This window comes from Bacteroides sp. AR20 (assembly GCF_964250605.1).
Lineage (GTDB): Bacteria > Bacteroidota > Bacteroidia > Bacteroidales > Bacteroidaceae > Bacteroides > Bacteroides uniformis.
In genome coordinates, this window is the sequence record NZ_CAXUGK010000001.1 from 117,706 (window position 1) to 139,988 (window position 22,283).

18 protein-coding genes are annotated in these 22,283 nt (G+C 47.7%); 7 read left to right on the forward strand and 11 right to left on the reverse strand.

The genetic code is table 11. The features are described 5' to 3' along the window. Positions 1 to 2 precede the first annotated feature (2 nt). The 7 genes from rseP to tsaB form a co-directional block, all read right to left on the reverse strand. Positions 3 to 1,334 (reverse strand): RIP metalloprotease RseP, encoded by a 1,332-nt coding sequence (gene rseP, locus ACESTD_RS00455; protein ID WP_005826988.1) that lies wholly within the window; start codon positions 1,332 to 1,334, stop codon positions 3 to 5. A 112-nt stretch (positions 1,335 to 1,446) separates the two neighbouring features. Further along, positions 1,447 to 2,592: a 1-deoxy-D-xylulose-5-phosphate reductoisomerase gene (locus ACESTD_RS00460; protein ID WP_055288339.1), complete on the reverse strand. Its 1,146-nt coding sequence runs from the start codon at positions 2,590 to 2,592 to the stop codon at positions 1,447 to 1,449. Positions 2,593 to 2,628: 36 nt separating this feature from the next. Beyond that, entirely contained in the window at positions 2,629 to 3,486 is an 858-nt protein-coding gene (locus ACESTD_RS00465) for a M23 family metallopeptidase (protein ID WP_005826982.1), read from the reverse strand. Continuing rightward, a complete protein-coding gene (gene rimM, locus ACESTD_RS00470; protein WP_005826980.1) occupies positions 3,483 to 4,019 on the reverse strand; it encodes a ribosome maturation factor RimM in 537 nt (178 codons plus the stop codon). The genes ACESTD_RS00465 and rimM overlap by 4 nt, the downstream gene beginning before the upstream one ends. Position 4,020: 1 nt before the next feature. After that, complete coding sequence (gene murA, locus ACESTD_RS00475) at positions 4,021 to 5,328, reverse strand: UDP-N-acetylglucosamine 1-carboxyvinyltransferase (protein WP_005833020.1); 1,308 nt, start codon at positions 5,326 to 5,328, stop codon at positions 4,021 to 4,023. An 84-nt stretch (positions 5,329 to 5,412) separates the two neighbouring features. Continuing rightward, a complete protein-coding gene (locus ACESTD_RS00480; protein WP_005826977.1) occupies positions 5,413 to 6,033 on the reverse strand; it encodes a DUF4290 domain-containing protein in 621 nt (206 codons plus the stop codon). Positions 6,034 to 6,161: 128 nt separating this feature from the next. Further along, positions 6,162 to 6,854 carry a tRNA (adenosine(37)-N6)-threonylcarbamoyltransferase complex dimerization subunit type 1 TsaB gene (gene tsaB / locus ACESTD_RS00485; protein WP_005833019.1) on the reverse strand — a complete coding sequence of 231 codons (693 nt, stop codon included), beginning with the start codon at positions 6,852 to 6,854 and terminating at the stop codon, positions 6,162 to 6,164. A 91-nt stretch (positions 6,855 to 6,945) separates the two neighbouring features. Here tsaB and ACESTD_RS00490 point away from each other — a divergent pair, with 91 nt between their 5' ends. From ACESTD_RS00490 to ACESTD_RS00510, 5 genes are all read left to right on the forward strand, one after another. Further along, positions 6,946 to 7,830 carry a YicC/YloC family endoribonuclease gene (locus ACESTD_RS00490; RefSeq protein ID WP_098031951.1) on the forward strand — a complete coding sequence of 295 codons (885 nt, stop codon included), beginning with the start codon at positions 6,946 to 6,948 and terminating at the stop codon, positions 7,828 to 7,830. Positions 7,831 to 7,866: 36 nt separating this feature from the next. Further along, the gene (gene gmk / locus ACESTD_RS00495; protein WP_005826973.1) at positions 7,867 to 8,430 is read left to right on the forward strand and encodes a guanylate kinase; all 564 of its coding nucleotides are present in this window, start codon (positions 7,867 to 7,869) and stop codon (positions 8,428 to 8,430) included. Further along, positions 8,427 to 8,663, forward strand: coding sequence for a hypothetical protein (locus ACESTD_RS00500; protein WP_005833018.1), 237 nt, complete (start codon positions 8,427 to 8,429; stop codon positions 8,661 to 8,663). Before gmk ends, ACESTD_RS00500 begins: the two co-directional genes overlap by 4 nt. Before the next feature lie 22 nt (positions 8,664 to 8,685). Beyond that, positions 8,686 to 9,264, forward strand: a complete 579-nt coding sequence (nadD, locus tag ACESTD_RS00505; protein ID WP_005833017.1) for a nicotinate (nicotinamide) nucleotide adenylyltransferase — start codon at positions 8,686 to 8,688, stop codon at positions 9,262 to 9,264. Between the two features lie 120 nt (positions 9,265 to 9,384). Continuing rightward, the gene (locus ACESTD_RS00510; RefSeq protein WP_131225381.1) at positions 9,385 to 11,589 is read left to right on the forward strand and encodes a beta-N-acetylglucosaminidase; all 2,205 of its coding nucleotides are present in this window, start codon (positions 9,385 to 9,387) and stop codon (positions 11,587 to 11,589) included. Between the two features lie 95 nt (positions 11,590 to 11,684). Here ACESTD_RS00510 and ACESTD_RS00515 read toward each other — a convergent pair whose 3' ends face one another. The 3 genes from ACESTD_RS00515 to ACESTD_RS00525 form a co-directional block, all read right to left on the reverse strand. Beyond that, complete coding sequence (locus tag ACESTD_RS00515) at positions 11,685 to 12,923, reverse strand: GTP-binding protein (protein ID WP_195288402.1); 1,239 nt, start codon at positions 12,921 to 12,923, stop codon at positions 11,685 to 11,687. 189 nt (positions 12,924 to 13,112) lie between these two features. Further along, positions 13,113 to 14,450, reverse strand: a complete 1,338-nt coding sequence (locus ACESTD_RS00520; protein ID WP_195288403.1) for an NADP-specific glutamate dehydrogenase — start codon at positions 14,448 to 14,450, stop codon at positions 13,113 to 13,115. Between the two features lie 363 nt (positions 14,451 to 14,813). Further along, positions 14,814 to 17,102 (reverse strand): NADP-dependent malic enzyme, encoded by a 2,289-nt coding sequence (locus ACESTD_RS00525; RefSeq protein ID WP_373158581.1) that lies wholly within the window; start codon positions 17,100 to 17,102, stop codon positions 14,814 to 14,816. Between the two features lie 175 nt (positions 17,103 to 17,277). Here ACESTD_RS00525 and ACESTD_RS00530 point away from each other — a divergent pair, with 175 nt between their 5' ends. Continuing rightward, positions 17,278 to 19,782: a family 20 glycosylhydrolase gene (locus ACESTD_RS00530; protein WP_195288405.1), complete on the forward strand. Its 2,505-nt coding sequence runs from the start codon at positions 17,278 to 17,280 to the stop codon at positions 19,780 to 19,782. Positions 19,783 to 19,846: 64 nt separating this feature from the next. On the opposite strand, the gene ACESTD_RS00535 is transcribed toward ACESTD_RS00530, so the two are convergent. Continuing rightward, complete coding sequence (locus ACESTD_RS00535) at positions 19,847 to 21,127, reverse strand: O-acetylhomoserine aminocarboxypropyltransferase/cysteine synthase family protein (protein WP_005826957.1); 1,281 nt, start codon at positions 21,125 to 21,127, stop codon at positions 19,847 to 19,849. Between the two features lie 137 nt (positions 21,128 to 21,264). Here ACESTD_RS00535 and ACESTD_RS00540 point away from each other — a divergent pair, with 137 nt between their 5' ends. After that, a complete protein-coding gene (locus ACESTD_RS00540) occupies positions 21,265 to 22,281 on the forward strand; it encodes an N-acetylmuramoyl-L-alanine amidase (protein WP_008665171.1) in 1,017 nt (338 codons plus the stop codon). Positions 22,282 to 22,283 lie beyond the last annotated feature (2 nt).

Below are 22,283 nucleotides of genomic sequence, written 5' to 3' on the forward strand. Positions count from 1 at the left end.
CTTTAAAAGAAATACCTCAGTATATCGTTGAAGTTTGCCCAAATCAGCAAACCGAACAAGAGGAACATGCCCACCATCTGTGCACGTTCCATAAACTTGTCGCTGGGCTTGCGGCGTGCAATGATTTCGTAAATGAGGAATAACACGTGTCCGCCGTCCAGTGCGGGGATGGGCAGAATATTCATAAAGGCAAGGATGATGGAGAGGAATGCCGTCATGTACCAGAACTGGTGCCAGTCCCACGTGGCGGGGAAAATACTGCCGATGGTTCCGAAACCTCCGAGTTGCTTGGCTCCTTCCTTGGAGAAGAGATATTTCATCTGGCCTACGTAGCCTTTCAGAGTCTTTACCCCCAAAGATACGCCGGCAGGGAAAGAGGAAAGAAAACTGTATTCCTTGCGGACAACGGGCAGCAGTTTGTCGGTTGCCGTACGTGCTGCTACGCCTATTTCATAGTCGGCATTGGTCATCATGCTCAAGGTGTCTGTCACACCGTTACGGACGTATGTCAAGGTTACCTCATGGGATGCATTGGCTTTCTTGCGCTTCAGCATCTCTTCTTTGAAGTCGTAGTAGGCTATTGACTTTCCATCCAAGTGGGTGATGCTGTCACCTACTTGCAGACCGGCGGAAGCGGCAGGGTATCCTACAATCAGGCTGTCGACTACATAAGGGAAACGGAAACTGGCGAAACGCACGCTGTCTGCCAGCAAGCGGTTCATCATGTCTTCGGGGATGTAGACTGAAGCAGCTTCCCCATCACGCAATACGCTTACCTGGCGAGCATCGACAATACTGGTCAGCAGGTCGCCATCATAGCGTTCGAACGGTACCCCGTCGGCAGATATTAGGATATCGCCGTCGCGGAAGCCTATGGCTTTGGCTGTTTCGTTAAAATCCATACCCAATGGGGCTTTTTGTACTGGTATATATTCGTCGCCCCAAGTAAAAAGTATCATGGAATAGATGAACAATGCGAGCAGGAAGTTGAACAATACACCGCCTACCATAATTAGCAGGCGCTGCCATGCCGGCTTGGCACGGAACTCCCATGGCTGCATGGGTTGCTTCATCTGTTCGGTATCCATAGATTCGTCTATCATACCTGCTATTTTTACATAACCACCTAAGGGTAGCCACCCGATACCATATTCCGTGTCACTGTGTTTGGGCTTGAACTTGAATAATGTGAACCAAGGGTCAAAGAATAAGCAGAACTTTTCTACCCGCGTCTTGAACAGACGCGCAAAAAGGAAGTGCCCCCCCTCATGAACAATAACGAGCAACGAGAGGCTCATAATGAGTTGCAGGGCACGAATCAAGAATGTTTCCATCTAATTATTTGCTGTTTTACGATTTTTATAATTTTCGCAAAGGTACGTTTTCTTATTTAACGTATCAAATGAGTAGATGTTTTTTATAATTCTTTTCATTCCGGTGTATCTATCAAATCAGCTCTTCTGCTATCCGCCGGGCTTCGGCATCTGTAGCCACATAGTCTTCATAGGTGGGCTTCTGTAAGTAGGATACACGCGACATGGTCTTTTCTATTACTTCACTCATGCCAAGGAACGAAATTTTGTCCTGCAGGAAGGCGGCTACCACCACTTCATTGGCGGCATTGACAATGCAAGGCATATTGCCTGCATGATGCAGCGCTTCGTAGGCCAGGGCGAGGTTACGGAAACGGGTGGTGTCCGGTTGCTCGAACGTCAGTTCCGTACACAGCTTGAAGTCCAGGCGCGGGAAAGAGGCTTTCAACCTGTCGGGATAGGAGAAGGCATATTGGATGGGCAGGCGCATGTCCGGCATTCCCAGTTGTGCTTTCACGGCACCGTCCTCAAACTGTACCATGGAGTGGATGACGGATTGCGGGTGTACCACGACTTCTATCTGGTCGGGACGTACACCGAACAGCCATTTGGCTTCGATTACCTCGAACCCTTTGTTCATCATGGAAGCAGAGTCTATCGTGATTTTGGCGCCCATGTCCCAGTTGGGGTGTTTCAGTGCTTGCGCTTTGGTGACGGTTGTTAGTTGCTCCATAGTGCAGGTGCGGAACGGACCTCCGGAGGCAGTCAGTATCACTTTTTCTATTTGGTTGCCTATCTCACCGGCCAGGCACTGGAAAACGGCGGAGTGCTCGGAGTCGACGGGTAGGATGGGGACACCGCTGAAGCGTGCCAGGTCATTGATGAGCTCTCCCGCCACCACCAGCGTCTCTTTGTTGGCAAGGGCTATCGGCTTACGGGCTCGGATGGCATTCATGGTGGGCTTCAGCCCTGCATATCCCACCATGGCGGTCAATACCATATCAATGGGATTTTCGGTCACAATCTGGCAGAGGGCATCTGCGCCGGCATATACCTTGATAGGTAGGTCGGCAAGCGCTTCTTTCAGTTGCGTGTATTTCGATTCGTTGGCTATTACCACTGCCTCAGGCTTGAATCTGCGTGCCTGGGCTATGAGTTCCTCTACGCGGTTATTGGCGGTCAATACGTATGCTTCGTACTGGTCGGGATGTTCTTCGATGACCTGCAACGCTTGTGTACCGATGGAACCGGTAGAACCGAGTATGGCAATCTGTTTCATTTACTATTATGCTATTTACAATTTACTATTTGGAGACTAAAATACGATGTAAAGCTCGGGATTTACGGCCCTGCCCTTATGCCACAGCTCGAAGTGAAGGTGGGGACCGGTGGACAGCTCGCCGGTGTTTCCTACCAGTGCGATGGCTTCACCCCCTTTCACCGCATCGCCTTCCCGTTTCAGCAGAGAGCCGCAATGCTTGTAGACTGACACGAAGTCCTGGTTGTGCTGTATTTCTATCAGATAACCCGTCTCGGCAGTGTAGGTACTCAGTATGACGGTACCGTCTAAGGTGGCCAATACGCTTTCGCCCGGATTGGCGGCAATGTCCGTGCCGAAGTGTTTTGTTTCGGCATTGAAGGGAGATGAAATCATGCCGCGTGTGGGGCGGTAGAAAATCAGTCCGTCTATTTCGGGGCGAGCGGTGATGCTCGTCAGGTTGTACTTTTCTGTCTCCTCGTACTGTTTGCGGAATTCGGCTTCCCGTTGTGTACGTTCCATGAGCGAATCTTCGCGCAGGTGGGTCAACGAGTCGATGGAATGTATGGTATCTGCCTTTATCTTGCCCTGGAAGATGTCCTGGATATTCATGATATAGAGGTTCTGTCTGTTCACCAGTTGCTGGAGGGAATCTACGCGCAAGGCATTCTCCACTACCTGGGCACGGATTTCACTGTTCATATATCCCGGCAGGTAGTTGCGCAGCGGGGTGAAGGCTACGATCAGGGAGGCGATGAGAAACAATACGAACAGCACGGAGAGCAATACGGACAGTCCGTTCAGCTTGGATACGCGCAACGTGATGATATCCTCAAGGGTATTCTCGTTCGTAATCGTCAGTCTGTACTTGAACTTGATGTTACTCCAAAATGCTTTTCTTCGTTTCTTTTTCATACCTCTTCTGTTTCGTCCAAAGCTATCAAACCTTCCGGCAGGTCTACGGTGATGACCTTGTGCTTCTGGTCAATGTCTATGATAAACTCTTCTTGTGCCGGCACCAGCAGTTCTTCTCCCTGATAATCTACCACAAACAGTGTGTTGATGGTCGATGTATCCACGTCCGTCACTTCTCCCAGCGTGCCGTGATGTACTTCCTCCATACGAAAACCGACGAAGAAGTCCCAACTCAGTTCACCTGGTCCTGCCTCTTCTGCATGTTTTACGGGGAAGTAGACCTCAATATTAGTGAACATGCGGGCGCGTTCTGCTGTGTCCACGCCTTCCAGTTTGACAAGGGCGGTGGTGTCGGAGCGGAAACGGTATTCTTCCAAGAAGAAAGGCACCAGTATACCATCCAGCAGGCAGATTAGGTATTCGGCTTCCACCCGGTCGAAGATGTCATCCGTAAAAGTGAACGATAGTTCTCCGTGAATGCCGTGGGGCTTGTTGAATATACCTATCTTATATACTTCTTCTCTCTTTATCATCTTATTCTATTCTTGTTATTCTTGCTCCGAGCGCATTCAGTCGCCCTTCGATGTTCTGATACCCACGGTCTATCTGCTCTATGTTGTGGATGCGGCTGATGCCGTCCGCACTCATGGCAGCTATCAGCAGGGCGATGCCCGCACGGATATCGGGCGAGGTCATGTTGCCGCCACGTAGTTTAAAGCCGTGGTCGTGACCGATGACAACGGCGCGGTGCGGGTCGCAGAGGATAATTTGCGCTCCCATATCTATCAGCTTGTCCACAAAGAACAAACGGCTTTCGAACATTTTCTGATGAATGAGTACACTACCTTTTGCCTGGGTGGCAACCACCAGCAGCACACTGAGCAAGTCTGGTGTCAGTCCGGGCCAGGGTGCGTCGGCAATGGTCATGATGGAGCCGTCGATAAAGGACTCTATCTGGTACGTCTCTTGTGCGGGCACGTAAATGTCGTCTTCCCACTGCTCCATCTTGATGCCGAGTCGACGGAAACTGTCGGGGATAATTCCCAAGTTCTCGTAGGAGACATTCTTGATGGTCAGTTCGCTACGGGTCATGGCTGCCATGCCAATGAAACTGCCCACTTCAATCATGTCGGGGAGGATGGTATGCTCGGTTCCGTGCAGCTCGTCTACTCCTTCGATAGTCAGGAGGTTGGAGGCGATGCCTTCTATCTTAGCTCCCATCCGGTTCAGCATTCTGCAAAGTTGCTGCACGTAGGGTTCGCAGGCGGCGTTGTAGATGGTGGTCTTGCCTTTGGCAAGGACGGCTGCCATTACGATATTGGCAGTTCCCGTAACAGATGCCTCGTCGAGTAGCATATAACTGCCATGCAGTTGTTTGGCTGAGATTTCGTAGATGCCACGCTCCTCATTATAGACAAAGTCGGCTCCTAAATTCTGGATACCGATAAAGTGTGTATCCAGACGGCGGCGTCCTATCTTGTCTCCGCCCGGCTTGGAAATCATGGCCTTGCCGAAACGTGCCACCATCGGCCCCACCAGCATGACGGAACCGCGCAGGCTGGAACATTTTTTCAGGAACGCGTCACTTTCCAGATAGGCGAAATCAATGTTGGCAGCTTGAAAGCTGTAAGTGTCAATGCCTTTTTTAGATACGCTGACTCCCATATCTCGCATCAATTGGATAAGGTTGTTGACGTCCAGTATGTCCGGGATATTGTGCACAGTCACCTCTTCGGCAGTGAGCAATGTGGCGCAGATAATTTGCAACACCTCGTTTTTTGCTCCTTGGGGGTAAATGTCACCGGAAAGTCTGTGTCCTCCTTCGATTACAAATGATGCCATGAAATTAGTGATTAGGGGTTGGTGATTAGTGGTCTGCATGGTGATGCCGCATGGCATTAATCACTAACCACTAATCATTCAATTTTAGTATTTCCGTTTATTGTTCCGGTTGTTGTTCCGGTTATTCTGGTTGTTCACTTTCGGACGGTAGTTCTGGTCAATACGTTCGGCCATGAGACGGACGATACTGTCTGTCATTTGCAGTTTTCCGTCAGAGAGTTCGGTGAGGTCATCTGAAATCTTACGGTCATCGACGGTATCTTTGTTCCATGCCATGTAGTCTTTCTTCATGTGGTTACAAATGAGCGCTATCAAGTTCTGCTTCTCTTCTCCTTCCGGAAATTCGATGGCTTTCTTTATCAGTACTTCCAGTGTACGGCCATAGTGGCGGTAGCGGATTTTGGTACTGGGGTAGGGGATGCTCTCCGGCTTGGTATTCAGATTGTCCTTGCGGATAATTTCGTACGGATAATCTATATCCAATTGGAAGTTGGCCATGATGGCAAGGTGGTCCCATAGCTTATGTTTGAAGTCGGGCACATCGCGCAGATGGGGAAACATGTTTCCCATGATGTTGATGATTGTGTTTGCGCAACGCTGGCGTTCTGCACGGTCTTCGATTGTCAGCGCGTGGTCTACCATATTCTGGATGCTACGACCATATTCGGGTAGGGGCATCCGTTTTTGTTGAGTGTTATATTGCATCTTTAATTAGTGATTAATGTTCAACGATTAGTGATTAGGGTTTAGCGATTAGTGGTTAGTGATTAGTGATTAATGGGCTACGTAGTGATACCGCATGGTATTCATCCCTAATCCCTAATCGCTAAACCCTAAATAAGTTTCTTTGGCGTGCCGGCTACGAATTCCTTCAAATAGAAGGGTTCGAAATAGGCCACATCCTTGAAATCTTGTTCGGCTATTGCCTTTTCTGCCAACGGGAACATCATGCCGGCAAGCGGGCGGATGCCGTCGATGAAGTGTGCATTGGGATGCGTGATTTTCTCTTTGCATTTGGCTGCACCGTCACCGAAGAAATAGACGGGATGTTGCTCTAAAAATTCCAGGTAGGAGTTTTCGTCCACAATATCGGCTGCAATGTCGCGCACCGATTTCAAGGCACGGTCGTAGATGGCAGCATAGACTTCCATACGGCGGGCGTCAATCATCGGGCAGAGTAATGCGTCGTCGGGTAACTCATCGTGGTAGAGCAATACCGGTACACACTGGACTTTCAGGGTTTCCAGCCCGATAAGTGGCAGGTTACGTCCATAGCAGACACCTTTTGCCATCGACACGCCGATACGCAACCCGGTATACGAACCAGGGCCGCAGCTCACGGCGACTGCATCCAACGGCATGGCATGGCTATCGGCAAAGGATAGCGCCTCGTCCACAAAGATTCCCAATGAAACGGCGTGTGAAGGGCCATTCAGGTCCTCTTTCTTGAAAACGTTCTGTCCATCCTCGCTCACGGCTACGGAGCAGGCAGAAGTGGACGTTTCAATATGCAAGATACATGACATAACTTTTATTCTTGATTTTATTGTGGCAAATTTACGTGATTATTTTCACTAATTAAAATAATCGTGTAATTTTGCGCAAAACTATAACATTATGATACAATCTATGACAGGCTACGGCAAAGCAACCGTCGAACTGCCTGATAAGAAAATCAACGTTGAAATAAAGTCGCTCAATAGTAAGGCAATGGACCTATCTGCCCGCATTGCTCCGCTTTATCGTGAGAAGGAGATGGAAATCCGTAATGAAATATCACGGAAACTGGAGCGCGGAAAGGTGGATTTCAGCCTTTGGATAGAAAAGAAAGAGAGTGCGGAAAGCGCCACTCCCATCAACCAGACATTGGTTGAGGGATATTACAAGCAGATTTGTGCTATATCAGAAAATCTAGGAATACCTGTGCCGGATGCGACGGACTGGTTTGCCACGTTACTCCGTATGCCGGATGTGATGACGAAGAATGATACGCAGGAACTGAGTGAGGAGGAATGGACTGTGGTCTATTCGGCTGTGGAAAAGGCTGTCGGTGCGCTGGTGGACTTCCGTAAGCAGGAAGGAGCTGCCCTTGAAAAGAAGTTCCGTGAGAAGATCGCCAATATCTCCCATTTGTTGGAGACTATCGCTCCCTACGAGAAAGAGCGTGTGGCCAAAGTGAAGGAGCGTATTACCGATGCACTGGAAAAGACCTTGAGCGTGGATTATGACAAGAACCGTCTGGAGCAGGAACTCATCTACTACATCGAAAAACTGGATGTGAACGAAGAGAAACAGCGTCTTGGCAATCATCTGAAATATTTTATCAATACGCTGGAAACCGGAACCGGACAAGGCAAGAAGTTAGGGTTCATCGCCCAGGAGATGGGACGCGAAATCAATACCTTGGGCAGTAAGTCCAATCATGCGGAGATGCAGAAGATTGTCGTTCAGATGAAAGATGAATTGGAGCAAATCAAGGAACAAGTATTGAACGTCATGTAGTATCAAATAGTAAATCGTCAAATCGTAAATAATTCGATGGCAAAACTTATCATATTTTCAGCCCCTTCGGGCTCCGGCAAGTCAACGATTATCAACTATCTGCTGACTCAAAATCTGAACTTGGCATTTTCCATCTCAGCGACCAGCCGTCCGCCCCGCGGAACGGAGAAAGATGGAGTGGAGTACTTCTTTCTGACTCCTGACGAGTTCCGTCGTCGCATAGCCAATGATGAATTCCTGGAGTATGAAGAGGTATATCAGGACCGTTTTTACGGAACACTGAAGGAGCAGGTGGAAAAGCAATTGGCTGCCGGACAGAATGTAGTGTTCGATGTGGATGTAGTGGGTGGTTGCAATATCAAGAAATTCTATGGTGAGCGTGCTTTGTCTGTTTTCATTCAGCCACCTTCAGTGGAGGAATTGCGCAAACGCTTGGTGGGGCGCGGAACAGATGCTCCCGAAGTGATAGAGAGCCGCGTGGCGAAAGCCGAATACGAACTGGGCTTTGCACCGAAGTTCGATACCGTGATTGTGAACGATGACCTGGAGACAGCCAAAGCGGAAGCATTGAAAGTAATCTCTCAATTCTTGAACGAATGAAACAACGTGGAGGAGTGTACAACCAGTTGGCACCGAGGAGGAAGAACAGCCCGAAGCTGAACAAGGCTTTGTTGATTATTAATAGCGTTTTGTTCGTCTGCTCCCTTGTTGTGGGTGTATTGTATATACAGCATGGCGAGCCTCGTTCCAGTATTTCAATGTTTCTTATCTCTGTAGTGACGATTTTCAATGCTTGGGCTGCCTGGCGTGCGTTGCAAAGACGTCCTTTGTAAGGTTGTATATGAATAAGAATAAATGAATATAGGAATCTTCAGCGGCTCGTTCAACCCGATACACATCGGACATTTGGCCCTCGCCAACTATCTTTGCGAATACGGGGACCTGGACGAAGTGTGGTTTATGGTCACCCCCCACAATCCGCTGAAGGAAGAAAACGAACTGATGGATGACAAGTTACGTTTGAAGCTGGTGCAGCTAGCCACTGAGGGTTATCCCAAATTTCGCGCTTCCGATTTTGAATTCCATCTGCCTCGGCCTTCTTATACAGTTCATACGTTGGATGCGCTGAAACGAACTTATCCTCAACACACTTTCCATCTTGTCATTGGTTCGGACAACTGGAGGCTGTTCCACCGTTGGTACAAGTCGGAACGTATTCTTGCCGAAAATCATCTTCTGGTCTATCCTCGCCCCGGCTATCCGGTAGAGGCCGCCTCTTTACCTCAAAATGTGCGGACAGTTTCTTCTCCGATATTTGAAATCAGCTCCACTTTTATCCGTCGGGCCATGGAGGAGGGGAAAGACGTACGCTACTTCCTGCATCCGGCAGTGTGCGATGAACTCAAACGGATGCAGAATGAATCTTTAAACTGAAATAAATGTCTGTATTTGTACGTGTTTTCATATTTATTTCTTATTTTTGAACGTATCAACCTTGAATGCATGGAAGAGTTTTCTTAATACATAGATATTCCTTAATTTTATAATCCGCTTATGAGAAAAGAACTACTGTTACTGGGAGCATTCGGTATGCTGACGACAGCGACGCTTTGTGCGCAAGAGTTTCATTTGCAACCTACTCCCCAAGAATATATTACGCAAAAAGATTCTGTTGATATTCCCCGACAATACCAGATCCTTTCCGGCAATTCCGTGCAGGACGGACCTGCGTTGCCTTTACTCCGTTCATTGATGCCGGAAGAGGTGCTTGGCGCTTCTTTCCGTGTATATATAGGAGTGAAAGGAGATAAGATTATTAAGAAATACCAACATCGGATTCCACGCAAATCCGAAGGTTATTTCCTGAAAATAGAAAAAGACTGCATCGTCATAGCCGGTGCTGACGAACGGGGAGCGTACTATGGTGTACAGACTCTTGCGCAGTTGCTTGCTTTAGACAAGCTGCCTTTGGCTGAAGTGACGGACTATCCCGATGTTCCCTATCGGGGTGTGGTGGAAGGGTTTTACGGTGCTCCTTGGAGTCAGGAGGCGCGTATACGCCAGCTTGATTTTTATGGTCGGAACAAAATGAATGTCTATATCTATGGACCGAAAGACGATCCTTATCACCGGACTCCCAACTGGCGCAAGCCTTATCCTGCTCGAGAAGGAGAAGAGTTGAAAGTATTGGTGAATAGGGCGAAGGAGAACAATGTTATTTTCTATTGGGCCATTCATCCGGGTCAGGATATTCGCTGGAATGAAGAAGACCGCTCGTTATTGTTGCAGAAGTTCGAAAGCATGTACCAGTTGGGTGTGCGTGGTTTTGCCGTTTTCTTTGATGATATTTCGGGTGAAGGGACAAAGGCGGACAAGCAGGCTGAACTGTTGAACTATATTGATGACCATTTTGTAAAAGTCAAGCGGGATGTTGCGCCGTTAATACTGTGTCCCACGGAGTATAACAAGTCATGGACTGATGTGGAGGGGGGCTATCTCACTACGCTTGGTGATAAGTTGAACGAGGGTATCAAGGTGATGTGGACCGGTGATATGGTAGTTGCTACTATAGATAAGTCTACGCTGGACTTCGTCAATCCGCTTCTGAAACGTAAGGCGTACATTTGGTGGAATTTCCCCGTTTCGGATTATGTACAAGACCATTTGCTGCTAGGGCCGGTTTATGGAAACGGGCTTGATATAAAAGATGATATGTCTGCTTTTGTTTCCAATCCGATGGAACATGCCGAGGCTTCCAAAATCTCTCTGTACAGTGTAGCTGATTATACTTGGAATATGGAGAATTATGATAGTGAAACTTCTTGGAAACATGCAGTCAGAGACCTTATGCCACTTCATGCCGAATATTTGGAAATCTTCGCTGCTCATAATTCCGACCCGGGACAGAATGGACATCGCTTCCGTCGTGAAGAGTCCGTTGCCATTCAGCCTGCTCTCTCTGCCTTGTTGAAAGCCTATCAAGAGAAAAACGAGATAGATGAAGATGCCTATCGGCAGGTAGCTGAGGAATGCCGGAAGATAATCGTTGCCGCTGATGGATTGCTTGCGTCGGGAAATGAGAATCGTCCATTGATAACTGAAATAAGGCCTTGGCTCATTCAGTTCAAACAAGTGGGAGAGTATGGTGCGGAGGTGCTGAACATGATACGCCTGCGCCAGCAGAAGGATGCATTTATAGGTAGCTACGAACACGCCCGCGCCCTGCTGGTGCTGATGGGTGAGACGGATGCCCAATATAAAGCGGGCATAAAGAGCGGTAGCCTGCATCTGATGCCTACTTTCAATGCTTTGTTCGAAGCGGCGACAACGGGCTATAATGCAGCGTTCCATGCCGGGCTTGATACAAAGGCTGTTTATTCTCCCTACACGTTGAAGAGCGACGTGAATCAGTTGGCTTCGCTTCCTATTCAGCAGAAGGGAAAGGTGAATACAATTATTCCGTCCAATGAAGTCATCAACTGGCAGGCAGGCGGTGTGCTGACCATTTCGATGGATTATGCCCGCCAGTTGAGTTCGGTGCTTATCGATTTGGGAGATGCGGAGGTTGCTGATTCGAAGTTTAAACTGGAAGTAACTTCGGATGGCACAAACTGGCAGGCGGTGGATTTGAAGCCGGGATACAGAACGCAGGTGAAGGCATCTCTCAAAGATTTGAGCGTTGCGAAGATGAGGCTGGTGAATGTATCCGACACAGAGCAGAAGGTGTATTTCAAAATGTTCCGTTTTACGGAGAATTGATATGGTTCCTGATTCTTAAAATAGAGTTACGCGCCTGGGACGATGCTCCCCGTTGTTCTTAAGATCGGAATGACAGGGAGCACTTTTTTAGGAAGTTATTCAAGGCATTTGTCCAAGTCGCGGATGATTTGCTCTTTATCCATATTTTGTCCGATGAATACTATCTTCAGCATGCGGTCGCCGTATTGCTCGTCCCAGTCTCTTAGCAATCCCGGTTCTTGGCGCATCAGTTCTATCATGTCTTCTTCGGGGGCGGTGGCATACCATTGTCCGGCTTCAGTTATTTTCTTCTGTATACCTGCTTGTTCAAAGAGGAAGGACATGTCGCGGTTGTGGCTGAAGTAGCAGACACCCTTGGTGCGGATAACGCTGCGGGGCCATTTGGTAGCGACATAGTGGTCGAACTTATGAATGTCGAATGCAGGACGGCGGTAGTAGACAAATGTGCCAATACCGTATTCTTCTACTTCACCTCCTTCGTGATGGTGGTGATGACATTTCTCGTGATGATGTTCGCTTTCATGATGATGTTCATCTTCGTGATGGTGATGATGACCCTCTTCATGATGGTAATGCGCCTCTTTTTCCTCCTCTTCGCTTACTTGTTGCTCTATGCCACGAATCCATCCGGCGGAAGTTGCGGCACGTTCAAAGTTAAAGAGGTGGGTATGGATAATCTTATCCAGGTCTACATCTGCATAATTGCACTCTATAATTTGGGCACCGGGTTGCAAGGTGCGGATAATCTGTTTGATACGTTTTAATTCCTCGGGCTGTACTTCTGCTGCTTTGTTCAGCAGGATAATATTACAGAACTCAATTTGCTGAATGATGAGGTTCTCTATATCTTCCTCATCAATGCCTTTGCGTGTCAAGTTATCTCCGCAAGAAAATTCACTTTGCAGACGTAAGGCGTCCACTACGGTGGTAATGCAGTCTAAGCGGCAAATACCGTATTTAGTATACGCTCCTCCCATATGAGGAATGGAGCAGAGTGTTTGGGCAATAGGTTCCGGTTCACAGATGCCACTCGCCTCAATCACGATGTAGTCGAAGCGTTGCATCTTCATGATTTCGAACATCTGCTCTATCAGGTCTGTCTTCAGCGTACAGCAGATACAACCATTCTGTAGAGCTACCAGACTTTCCTCTTTCTTTCCCACCACGCCACCTTTCTGTATAAGGTCTGCATCAATGTTCACTTCGCCTATGTCATTGACGATAACGGCAAACTTAATGCCACGTTTATTAGAAAGGATGTGATTTACCAACGTCGTTTTGCCACTACCCAGATAACCGGTCAACAGCAGTACGGGGATTTCTGTTGTATTCATAATCGTTTGATTTTATTCAATGATGATGGTCTTCTTTCATTAACTTCTGCAAAAGTATCTGATTTATGTGACAATGGATTGGAAAAGAGATAATTTTTTGTTTCTTCTATATTATCTAAACAGAAAAAAGGTGAAAAGCTTTGAGCTCCTCACCTTTCTTCTGTTATAGTTGTACTATGGCTTTAGTCCTTACACAATCCCTTGTGCCATCATAGCCTTTGCCACCTTCATAAATCCGGCCACATTGGCACCCTTCACGTAATTTACATAACCGTCGGCTTCCGTACCATATTGCACGCAAGCTTCGTGAATGTTCTTCATGATGCTCTTCAATTTCTCGTCCACTTCCTCTGCACTCCAGCTCAACTTGATAGAGTTCTGAGTCATTTCGAGACCAGATACTGATACACCGCCAGCATTGGCTGCCTTACCCGGAGCATACAGAATCTTTGCATCCTGAAATACCTTGATGGCTTCCGGTGTAGAGGGCATGTTGGCGCCTTCGGATACTGCCATTACCCCATTAGCTATCAACTGACGGGCATGGTCGCCATTCAATTCATTCTGAGTGGCAGAAGGCAAAGCGATATCAGCCTTTTCGCCCCAAGGCTTGGCTCCTTCCACATATTTCACACCCGGATATTGTTCAGCATATTCGCGGATACGTCCACGATAGAGGTTTTTCAGCTCCATGATGTAATCCAACTTTTCGCGGTCAATGCCGTCCGGATCGTATACATAACCGTCAGAATCAGACATGGTCAATACCTTGCCACCCAATTCCAATACTTTCTCGGCCGTATATTGAGCTACGTTACCGGAACCGGAAATCAGACAAGTTTTGCCTTTCAGGTCAGTACCCTTAGTCTTCAACATTTCCATCAAGAAGTAGATGTTACCGTAGCCGGTAGCTTCCGGACGAATCAGCGAACCGCCGAACTCACGGCCCTTACCGGTGAAAGTACCCGTAAATTCATGAGCCAGCTTCTTATACATACCGAACATGAAACCTACTTCGCGACCACCTACACCGATATCACCGGCAGGTACGTCTGTTTCAGGACCGATATGACGCCACAACTCCAGCATGAAAGCCTGAACGAAACGCATAACCTCAGCATTCGACTTGCCGCGCGGAGAGAAGTCCGAACCGCCTTTACCGCCACCCATGGGCAGAGTTGTCAATGAGTTTTTAAATGTCTGCTCGAAAGCAAGGAATTTCAGGATGCTCAGGTTTACAGAAGCGTGGAAACGAACACCGCCTTTATAAGGGCCGATAGCGTTGTTGTGCTGCACACGATAGCCCATGTTGGTTTGTACGTTACCTTTATCGTCTACCCAAGTAACACGGAATTGGTAAACGCGATCGGGGATGCAAAGACGTTCAATCAGATTGGCTTTGTCAAACTCCGGATGCTTGTTATACTCTTCTTCAATCGTAGAAAGAACTTCTTCTACTGCTTGATGATACTCCGGTTCGTTGGGGAACCGTCTTTTCAGGTCTTCTAATACCTTAGCTGCATTCATAATCTATTTCTTTTATTGGTTGCTACTATATGTTACCTAAAACAATTCGATTTTCGGTTTGTTTCCTTTTCCTCTCATTGCGGTTGCAAAAGTACACATAAAAATGAAACGAGCAAACATTTTATAAAGAAAATGCGGTATAAAACAACAATTTTATTGTTTTATACCGCAAAATGGAATAAAAAGATATTATTTATCCTCTTTTTAGAGACTTTATGACGGGAATAAATACTAAAGCCGCCGAAATGGCAAGCGTTAGGATAATTGGACCGTCAATTCGTTCGACAGATATCAAAACAATGTAGCAAAGTGCTGCCCAAAGCAGCACAATGCAAACTATTTGGAATTTTGATAACGGTCGTCTCATTTGGCAGCCTTCTTTTTGTCTACGATAGCATCGATAACTGCTACTGCAGTGATGTTAACGATATCGCGCACGGAGCTCTCAAAATCGGTAAAGTGGATAGGCTTGTTCAATCCCATTTGGATAGGACCAATCAGTTCGGAGTCCGTATCCATCGCCTGCAACAGCTTGTAAGCAGAGTTTGCAGAACTCAAGTTCGGGAAAATCAGTGTGTTTACGTCTTTTCCTTTCAAGCGCGTAAACGGATACTTGGCATCACGCATTTCGCGGTTCATGGCGAAATTCACCTGCATTTCTCCGTCAATGGCAAGGTCAGGATAGTTTTGTTGCATATAATCCACAGCTTCGTGTACACTTACCGGGCTGCCTTCTTTATCCGCACCGAAGTTGGAGTAACTCAACATGGCCATTACCGGTGTATGATTAAAGAAGCGGACGGTATATTCCGATAGCTTGGCAATATCGATTAGCGTTTCGGCATTGGGATGACGGTTAATCAGCGTATCGGCCAGGAAGTATGTACCTTTTTTGGAGTTCAGGATATGCATGGTGCCGAAATGCTTGTATTCCGGACGGATGCCGATGACTTCCTTGGCAACCTTGATGGTATTGCTGTATTTGGTGTAAAGACCTGTGATGAAAGCGTCTGCTTCACCCGTCTCCACCATCATCATACCGAAGTAGTTACGTTCGAACATTTTGTCGTTGGCTTCTTCGTAAGTGGCTCCTTCGCGGGCACGTTTTTCAGATAGAATGCGGGCATAGCGTTCACGGCGCGGCGCTTCATCCGGATGACGCAGATTTACTATCTCGATACCTTCAAGGCTAAGGTCTAGTTCTTTTGCCAGCTTCTCGATGGCTTCGTCGTTGCCCAATATAATAGGATGGCAGATACCTTCAGCCTTGGCTTCCACAGCAGCTTTCAGCATATTGGGGTGGATACCTTCGGCAAATACCACACGTTGCGGGTTGCGGCGGGCGGTGTCGTAGAGTTGGCGGGTCAGTTTGCTTTCGTAACCCATCAGCTCGCGCAGTTGCAGGCGGTAGGCATCCCAATCTTCGATGTCTTTGCGGGCTACACCGCTTTCCATGGCAGCTTTGGCCACAGCGCAGGACACTTCGGTAATGAGGCGCGGGTCAACCGGTTTCGGGATGAAGTATTCGGGACCAAAAGTGAAGTTGTTTACGTGGTATGCCTCGTTCACCACATCGGGCACGGGCTGCTTGGCAAGGTTGGCAATGGCGTGTACGGCAGCAATTTTCATGGCTTCGTTGATGGCTTTTGCCTGCGTGTCGAGGGCGCCGCGGAAGATGTAGGGGAAACCGATTACATTATTAATCTGGTTAGGATAGTCGGAACGACCGGTGGACATCAGTACGTCCGGACGTGCTGCCATGGCGTCTTCGTAAGAGATTTCCGGAGTAGGGTTGGCAAGGGCAAACACGATGGGATGGTCTGCCATGCTGCGAACCATGTCCTGGGTCAACACATTACCTTTTGACAGTCCGAGGAATACATCGGCGCCTTTGATGGCTTCTGCCAGAGTATGTACATCGCGACGGTCGATGGCAAAGTAACGTTTTTGCTCGGTCAGATTCTCGCGATCGCTGGTAATGACTCCCTTACTGTCCAGCATCAGGATATTCTCACGGCGTGCACCGAGCGCTTCATACAGTTTGGTACATGAGGTGGCGGAAGCCCCGGCACCGTTTACGACGATTTTCACTTCCTCTATCTTCTTGCCTGCCACTTCCAGGGCGTTCAGCAATCCTGCGCTGGAGATGATGGCGGTGCCGTGCTGGTCGTCGTGCATCACGGGGATGTCCAATTCTTCTTTCAGGCGGCGTTCTATTTCGAAACATTCGGGTGCTTTGATGTCTTCCAAGTTGATACCTCCGAATGTTGGGGCAATAGCCTTGACAGCTTCGATGAACTTGTCGGGGTCTTTTTCATTTACTTCGATGTCGAATACGTCGATACCGGCATAAATTTTGAACAACAGACCTTTACCCTCCATGACGGGTTTGCCGCTGAGGGCACCGATATCGCCCAGGCCGAGCACGGCGGTTCCGTTGGAGATGACAGCTACCAGATTGCCTTTTGCTGTATATTTATATGCATCTTGCGGGTTTTTCTCAATTTCGAGGCACGGTTCTGCAACGCCCGGAGAGTAGGCGAGAGAAAGATCGGTTTGTGTACTGTAAGGCTTGGTGGGTACTACTTCAATCTTACCCGGTTTGCCTTGCGAATGGTAGAGCAAGGCTGCTTCTTTGGTTATTTTAGCCATGGTAGAATAGTTAAATTGGTTATAATTTGGCTGCAAATGTAGGTATAAAAGTTCTAAATTGTAGCTCGCTGTCAATAAAATCTATTACTTTTATCAGTTAATTAGCTTAAAATGCTTATTTTTGGCATCAGATTTTAGAGATTACCCCCATTTATTAACTTAACACATGAGTTGCATGAGAATTTTGAAACTTCCTCTGGCAGGATTATTATTTTGTGTAATGGCACTATTTGCTGGATGTAAAACGAGTAATGAACCTAAGGCACCGGTTGCTCTGACCTGGGAAATGGGTGCAAGTGACATCGAACCCGGATATTATGAGAATACCTTTATTCTCAAGAATATCTCTCAAAAACCTCTAAAAAAGAACTGGACGATTTACTATTCACAGCTTCCCCGAGGGGTGAAGCAGGAAGGAGCCTCTGAAGTGAAGGTAGAGGTAGTGAACGGTAATTTTTTCAAAATGTATCCGACAGACGAATTTGCTCCGCTGGCTCCCGGTGATTCCATGCGGATCACTTTCCTTTGCACTTACAAGCTGGACCGGAACTCCCATGTACCGGAAGGAACTTATTGGGTGGAGACTGTGGATGGTAAAGAGGGCAGTCCGTTGCCCGTGGCTTTGAAGGCGCTGCCGCTTCCTTCTCCCGAGTCAATGAGCGGCTATCCGGATGCGACTAAGATTTATGAATCCAATCTTCGCTTGGCTGGTGCTCCTGCTTTGGTGCAGTCAGACATTCTTCCGTCTGTAAAGAAAGTGGTAGCCATTGAAGGCGATAATGTCGTATTGGAAGGTAAGGTAGCTTTGGCATTTCCGGAGAACTTTGCCGGTGAAGCCAAGTTGCTGAAAGAGAAACTGACTGGTTTGTATGGTTTGGAAGTTGTCGGAAATGCTTCCGTGAAGATTGTGCTGGAAGAACTGCTTGATAGGAAGGAGGCCGTAAATGATGAATATTATACTATCAATATAGGTGACAACCTGATAAAAATCAGTGCTGCCACTCCTCATGGCATTTTTAATGGTACACAGACACTTTTGTCAATGTTGAAGGGCAAGCAGACACCTTATTTGCTGGAGGCAGTCTCCATTCGGGATTATCCGGACTTGGCATATCGTGGACAAATGATAGATATTGCCCGTAATTTCACCGCTCCGGAGAACTTGAAGAAACTGGTGGATATTTTTGCATCTTATAAATTGAATGTCCTGCATTTCCATTTTTGTGATGATGAAGCCTGGCGTTTGGAGATTCCTGGTTTGGAGGAACTGACTGCTGTGGGTAGCCGTCGCGGGCATACCACTGACGAAAGCCAGTGCCTCTACCCATGTTATGACGGTGGCTATGACCCTGATGCAAAGACTGTAGGCAATGGATATTATAGCCGCGAGGAATTTATTGATTTGCTGAAGTATGCTGCCGAAAGACATGTCCGCATTGTTCCGGAAATAGAATCTCCGGGGCATGCCCGCGCTGCCATTGTCTCCATGAGGGCACGCTATAACAAATATTTTGAAACTGATCCGGGGAAAGCTACAGAATATATGTTGAGTGAACCGGAAGATACTTCACGTTATGTTTCTGTACAATATTATACGGACAATGTGATGAATGTCGCCTTGCCTTCTACTTACCGTTTTATGGAGAAGGTGATTCAGGAACTTAATGCGATGTATCAGGAAGCTGGTCTTTCACTGTACACAGTGCATTTGGGTGGTGACGAAGTGCCTCGCGGTGTGTGGATGGGCTCCCCGAAATGCCAGGAACTGATGAAGGAAAAAGGCATGACGAAAGCTCATGGTTTGTCAGAGTATTTCATTACGCAAATGGCGGATGTGATGCAGAAGAACGGACTGAAATTCAGTGGTTGGCAGGAAGTTGCTTTGGGGCATACCGAAGAGGCTCATCAACAGTTGAGGGGCCAGGCTGCCGGTGTGTATTGCTGGAATACTGTACCGGGCTCTGATGAAGTGGTTTATCAGACAGCCAATAACGGTTACCCGGTCATCCTTTGCAACGTGGGCAATTTCTATATGGATATGGCTTACAATGGTCATCCGGACGAGCGTGGACTCGATTGGGGAGGTTATGTGGATGAGTCTGTCTCTTTCTCTATGCTTCCTTTCAGCATTTATCGTTCACTGCGTGTGGATATGGCAGGCAATCCCATTGATTTGGATAATGCGGAAAAGGGGAAGACTGCTTTGACAGAGATAGGCAAGAAGCATATTATGGGTGTACAAGGGCAATTGTTTGCCGAAACTATCCGTAGTTTTGATGGCGTGGAATATCTTCTTTTCCCCAAAATATTAGGGCTGGCAGAACGTGGCTGGAATGCTCATCCGGTATGGGAAAACCTGTCCGGCATGCGGGAGCAGCAGGCTTTCAATCAGGCTTTGGCACTTTATTATGAGAAAATCAGCAAGAGTGAAATGCCTTATTGGGCAAAGAATGGGATTAACTTCCGCTTGCCTCAGCCGGGATTATTGGTAAAAGATGGAAATCTGTATGCTAATGTGGCCATTGATGGTGCTGAAGTACGTTACACAACTGATGGTTCGGAACCTACTGCCCAGTCAACCTTATGGAAAGAACCGGTGAAGTGTGGTTCCCTGGTAGTGAAAGCAAAGACCTTCTACCAAGGCAAGGAAAGTTTGACGATTATATTGAATGTTGAGTAATAGAGAATATTGAAATGAAAAGGGAGTGCATTGTCCGAAAATGCACTCCCTTTTGTTTATTCCTTTAGGCGTTCAGCGCTTGTTCGATGTCGGCAATAATATCCTCTGCATTCTCTATACCTACCGAGAAGCGAATCAGGTCGGGGCGTACACCTGCCTCCATCAGCTGCTCGTCTGTCAACTGGCGGTGTGTATGGCTGGCTGGGTGCAGCACGCAAGTACGTGCATCGGCCACATGAGTCACGATGGCCGCCAGTTTCAGTGAATCCATAAACTTGATAGACTCTTCCCGTCCGCCCTTCAAGCCGAAGGTGACAACGCCGCAAGAGCCGTTCGGCATGTACTTCTGTGCCTGCTCGTAGTATTTGTCGCCCGGCAGACCACAATAATTCACCCAAGCCACTTTGTCGTTCTGGGCAAGATACTCGGCTACCGCTTGTGCATTCTTGCAATGTTGGGGCATACGCAGGTGCAGTGTTTCCAGACCCAGGTTCAGTAGGAATGCGTTTTGTGGAGACTGGATGCTGCCCAGGTCGCGCATCAGTTGGGCTGTAGCCTTGGTGATGTAAGCCATTTTGCCGAAGGCTTTCGTATAAGTCAGTCCGTGGTAAGACTCGTCCGGTGTGCACAGTCCGGGGAATTTGTCGGCGTGTGCATCCCAATCGAAGTTACCGCTGTCTACAATGGCTCCACCTACGCTGGTGGCATGTCCGTCCATGTATTTGGTGGTAGAGTGTACTACGATGTCGGCACCCCACTCAAACGGGCGGCAGTTGATAGGGGTAGGGAAGGTGTTGTCCACAATCAAGGGCACGCCGTGGCTGTGGGCAATGCGGGCAAACTTCTCTATATCGAGCACTTCGAGCGTAGGGTTGGAGATGGTTTCGCCGAATAGGGCCTTGGTATTGGGGCGGAAAGCAGCGGAAATTTCTTCCTCGCTGGCATCCGGGTTGACGAAAGTGACGTCGATGCCCAATTTCTTCAAAGTTACTCCGAAGAGGTTGAATGTTCCGCCATAGATGGTAGAGGAGCAAACAAAATGGTCTCCTGCCTGGCAGATATTGAAAATGGCATAGAAGTTGGCTGCTTGTCCGCTGGATGTCAGCATAGCGGCCACACCACCTTCGAGGGCGGCAATCTTGGCGGCTACAGCATCGTTCGTAGGGTTCTGCAGGCGGGTATAGAAATAGCCGCTGTCTTCAAGGTCGAACAAGCGTGCCATCTGTTCGCTGGTATCATATTTGAAAGTTGTACTTTGATAGATGGGGAGTACACGGGGCTCGCCCTTTTTAGGAGTCCATCCGGCTTGTACGCACAGCGTCTCCGGCTTGAATTGCTTTGCCATAATGTTATCTGTTTTAAAAGTTTCTTATCTATTATCGCGTAAGTTGTCGCAAAAGTAGGGAAAAAATTATAATTTTGTGCTTAAGTATGGTAAAATGCTATAAATTAGCGGCTGGAAATTTGTAGCGAACCGAATAAATGATGAATAATTGGAATATGAAACGCATATTTTGTTTACTGACCATCCTCTTTTGTACTTTGTTTGCTTTTAATGCTTCGGCTCAGGAAGAGCGGGATAGTCCGAGACGTGGAGAAGGAATCTCTGTTTTCCTGGAACGTAACAAGCGCCCGGGGAGAGCCTATTATAAGGAGTTTTTGGAGCTGAACAAGAAACTTCTTAAAGGGAAGGAGGAATTGCGGCTGGGAGTGAAGTATGTACTGCCCCCATTATCAAAGCCGGTTGGCAATGGGAAGAAGACAATCAATGAACCTTTGTTCGGGAAAGCGCTTGCCAGTGTAAAAGTGACATCCAACCGTTTGCAGGGCGCTTGTTTTTATGTAGTGAGCGGGCATGGAGGCCCCGACCCCGGAGCTATCGGCAGAATCGGCAAAATAGAACTGCATGAAGATGAGTATGCGTATGATGTGGCTTTGCGCCTTGCCCGTAACTTGATGCAAGAGGGGGCGGAAGTCCGTATCATTATCCAGGATGCTAAAGACGGAATCCGTGATGACAAGTACCTTTCCAACAGCAAACGTGAGACGTGCATGGGAGCTCCCATACCCTTGAACCAAGTGGCACGTCTCCGGCAACGTTGCGCCAAAATCAATGAGTTTTACAAGAAGGACCGCAAGAACTATAAATATTGCCGTGCCATTTTTCTTCATGTGGACAGTCGCAGTAAGAGCCATCAGACCGATGTGTTCTTTTACCACTCTAAAAGCAAGCCCGACAGCAAGCGTCTGGCTAAGACCATGAAGAAAACTTTCGAATCGAAATATGACAAGCACCAGCCCAACCGTGGGTTTACCGGAACTGTCAGCGCACGCAATCTTTATGTGTTAGCCAATACTTCTCCCGCTTCCGTATTCGTGGAATTGGGAAATATCCAGAACACTTTTGACCAGCGCCGTTTTGTAATCAGTTCGAACCGCCAGGCCTTGGCCAAGTGGATGATGGAGGGTTTCATCACGGATTATAAAAAGGCGAAATAAGG

Bases quoted from the DNA above. Each gene is read 5' to 3' on its own strand.
- ACESTD_RS00530 (WP_195288405.1), top strand. From the start codon at position 17,278: ATGAGAATTTTGAAACTTCCTCTGGCAGGATTATTATTTTGTGTAATG.
- tsaB (WP_005833019.1), bottom strand. From the start codon at position 6,854: ATGTCATGTATCTTGCATATTGAAACGTCCACTTCTGCCTGCTCCGTA.
- ACESTD_RS00515 (WP_195288402.1), bottom strand. From the start codon at position 12,923: ATGAATACAACAGAAATCCCCGTACTGCTGTTGACCGGTTATCTGGGT.
- rseP (WP_005826988.1), bottom strand. From the start codon at position 1,334: ATGGAAACATTCTTGATTCGTGCCCTGCAACTCATTATGAGCCTCTCG.
- ACESTD_RS00480 (WP_005826977.1), bottom strand. From the start codon at position 6,033: ATGCAATATAACACTCAACAAAAACGGATGCCCCTACCCGAATATGGT.
- ACESTD_RS00540 (WP_008665171.1), top strand. From the start codon at position 21,265: ATGATGAATAATTGGAATATGAAACGCATATTTTGTTTACTGACCATC.
- ACESTD_RS00535 (WP_005826957.1), bottom strand. From the start codon at position 21,127: ATGGCAAAGCAATTCAAGCCGGAGACGCTGTGCGTACAAGCCGGATGG.
- ACESTD_RS00465 (WP_005826982.1), bottom strand. From the start codon at position 3,486: ATGAAAAAGAAACGAAGAAAAGCATTTTGGAGTAACATCAAGTTCAAG.
- ACESTD_RS00520 (WP_195288403.1), bottom strand. From the start codon at position 14,450: ATGAATGCAGCTAAGGTATTAGAAGACCTGAAAAGACGGTTCCCCAAC.
- ACESTD_RS00490 (WP_098031951.1), top strand. From the start codon at position 6,946: ATGATACAATCTATGACAGGCTACGGCAAAGCAACCGTCGAACTGCCT.
- ACESTD_RS00510 (WP_131225381.1), top strand. From the start codon at position 9,385: ATGAGAAAAGAACTACTGTTACTGGGAGCATTCGGTATGCTGACGACA.
- ACESTD_RS00525 (WP_373158581.1), bottom strand. From the start codon at position 17,102: ATGGCTAAAATAACCAAAGAAGCAGCCTTGCTCTACCATTCGCAAGGC.
- gmk (WP_005826973.1), top strand. From the start codon at position 7,867: ATGGCAAAACTTATCATATTTTCAGCCCCTTCGGGCTCCGGCAAGTCA.
- rimM (WP_005826980.1), bottom strand. From the start codon at position 4,019: ATGATAAAGAGAGAAGAAGTATATAAGATAGGTATATTCAACAAGCCC.
- nadD (WP_005833017.1), top strand. From the start codon at position 8,686: ATGAATATAGGAATCTTCAGCGGCTCGTTCAACCCGATACACATCGGA.
- ACESTD_RS00460 (WP_055288339.1), bottom strand. From the start codon at position 2,592: ATGAAACAGATTGCCATACTCGGTTCTACCGGTTCCATCGGTACACAA.
- murA (WP_005833020.1), bottom strand. From the start codon at position 5,328: ATGGCATCATTTGTAATCGAAGGAGGACACAGACTTTCCGGTGACATT.
- ACESTD_RS00500 (WP_005833018.1), top strand. From the start codon at position 8,427: ATGAAACAACGTGGAGGAGTGTACAACCAGTTGGCACCGAGGAGGAAG.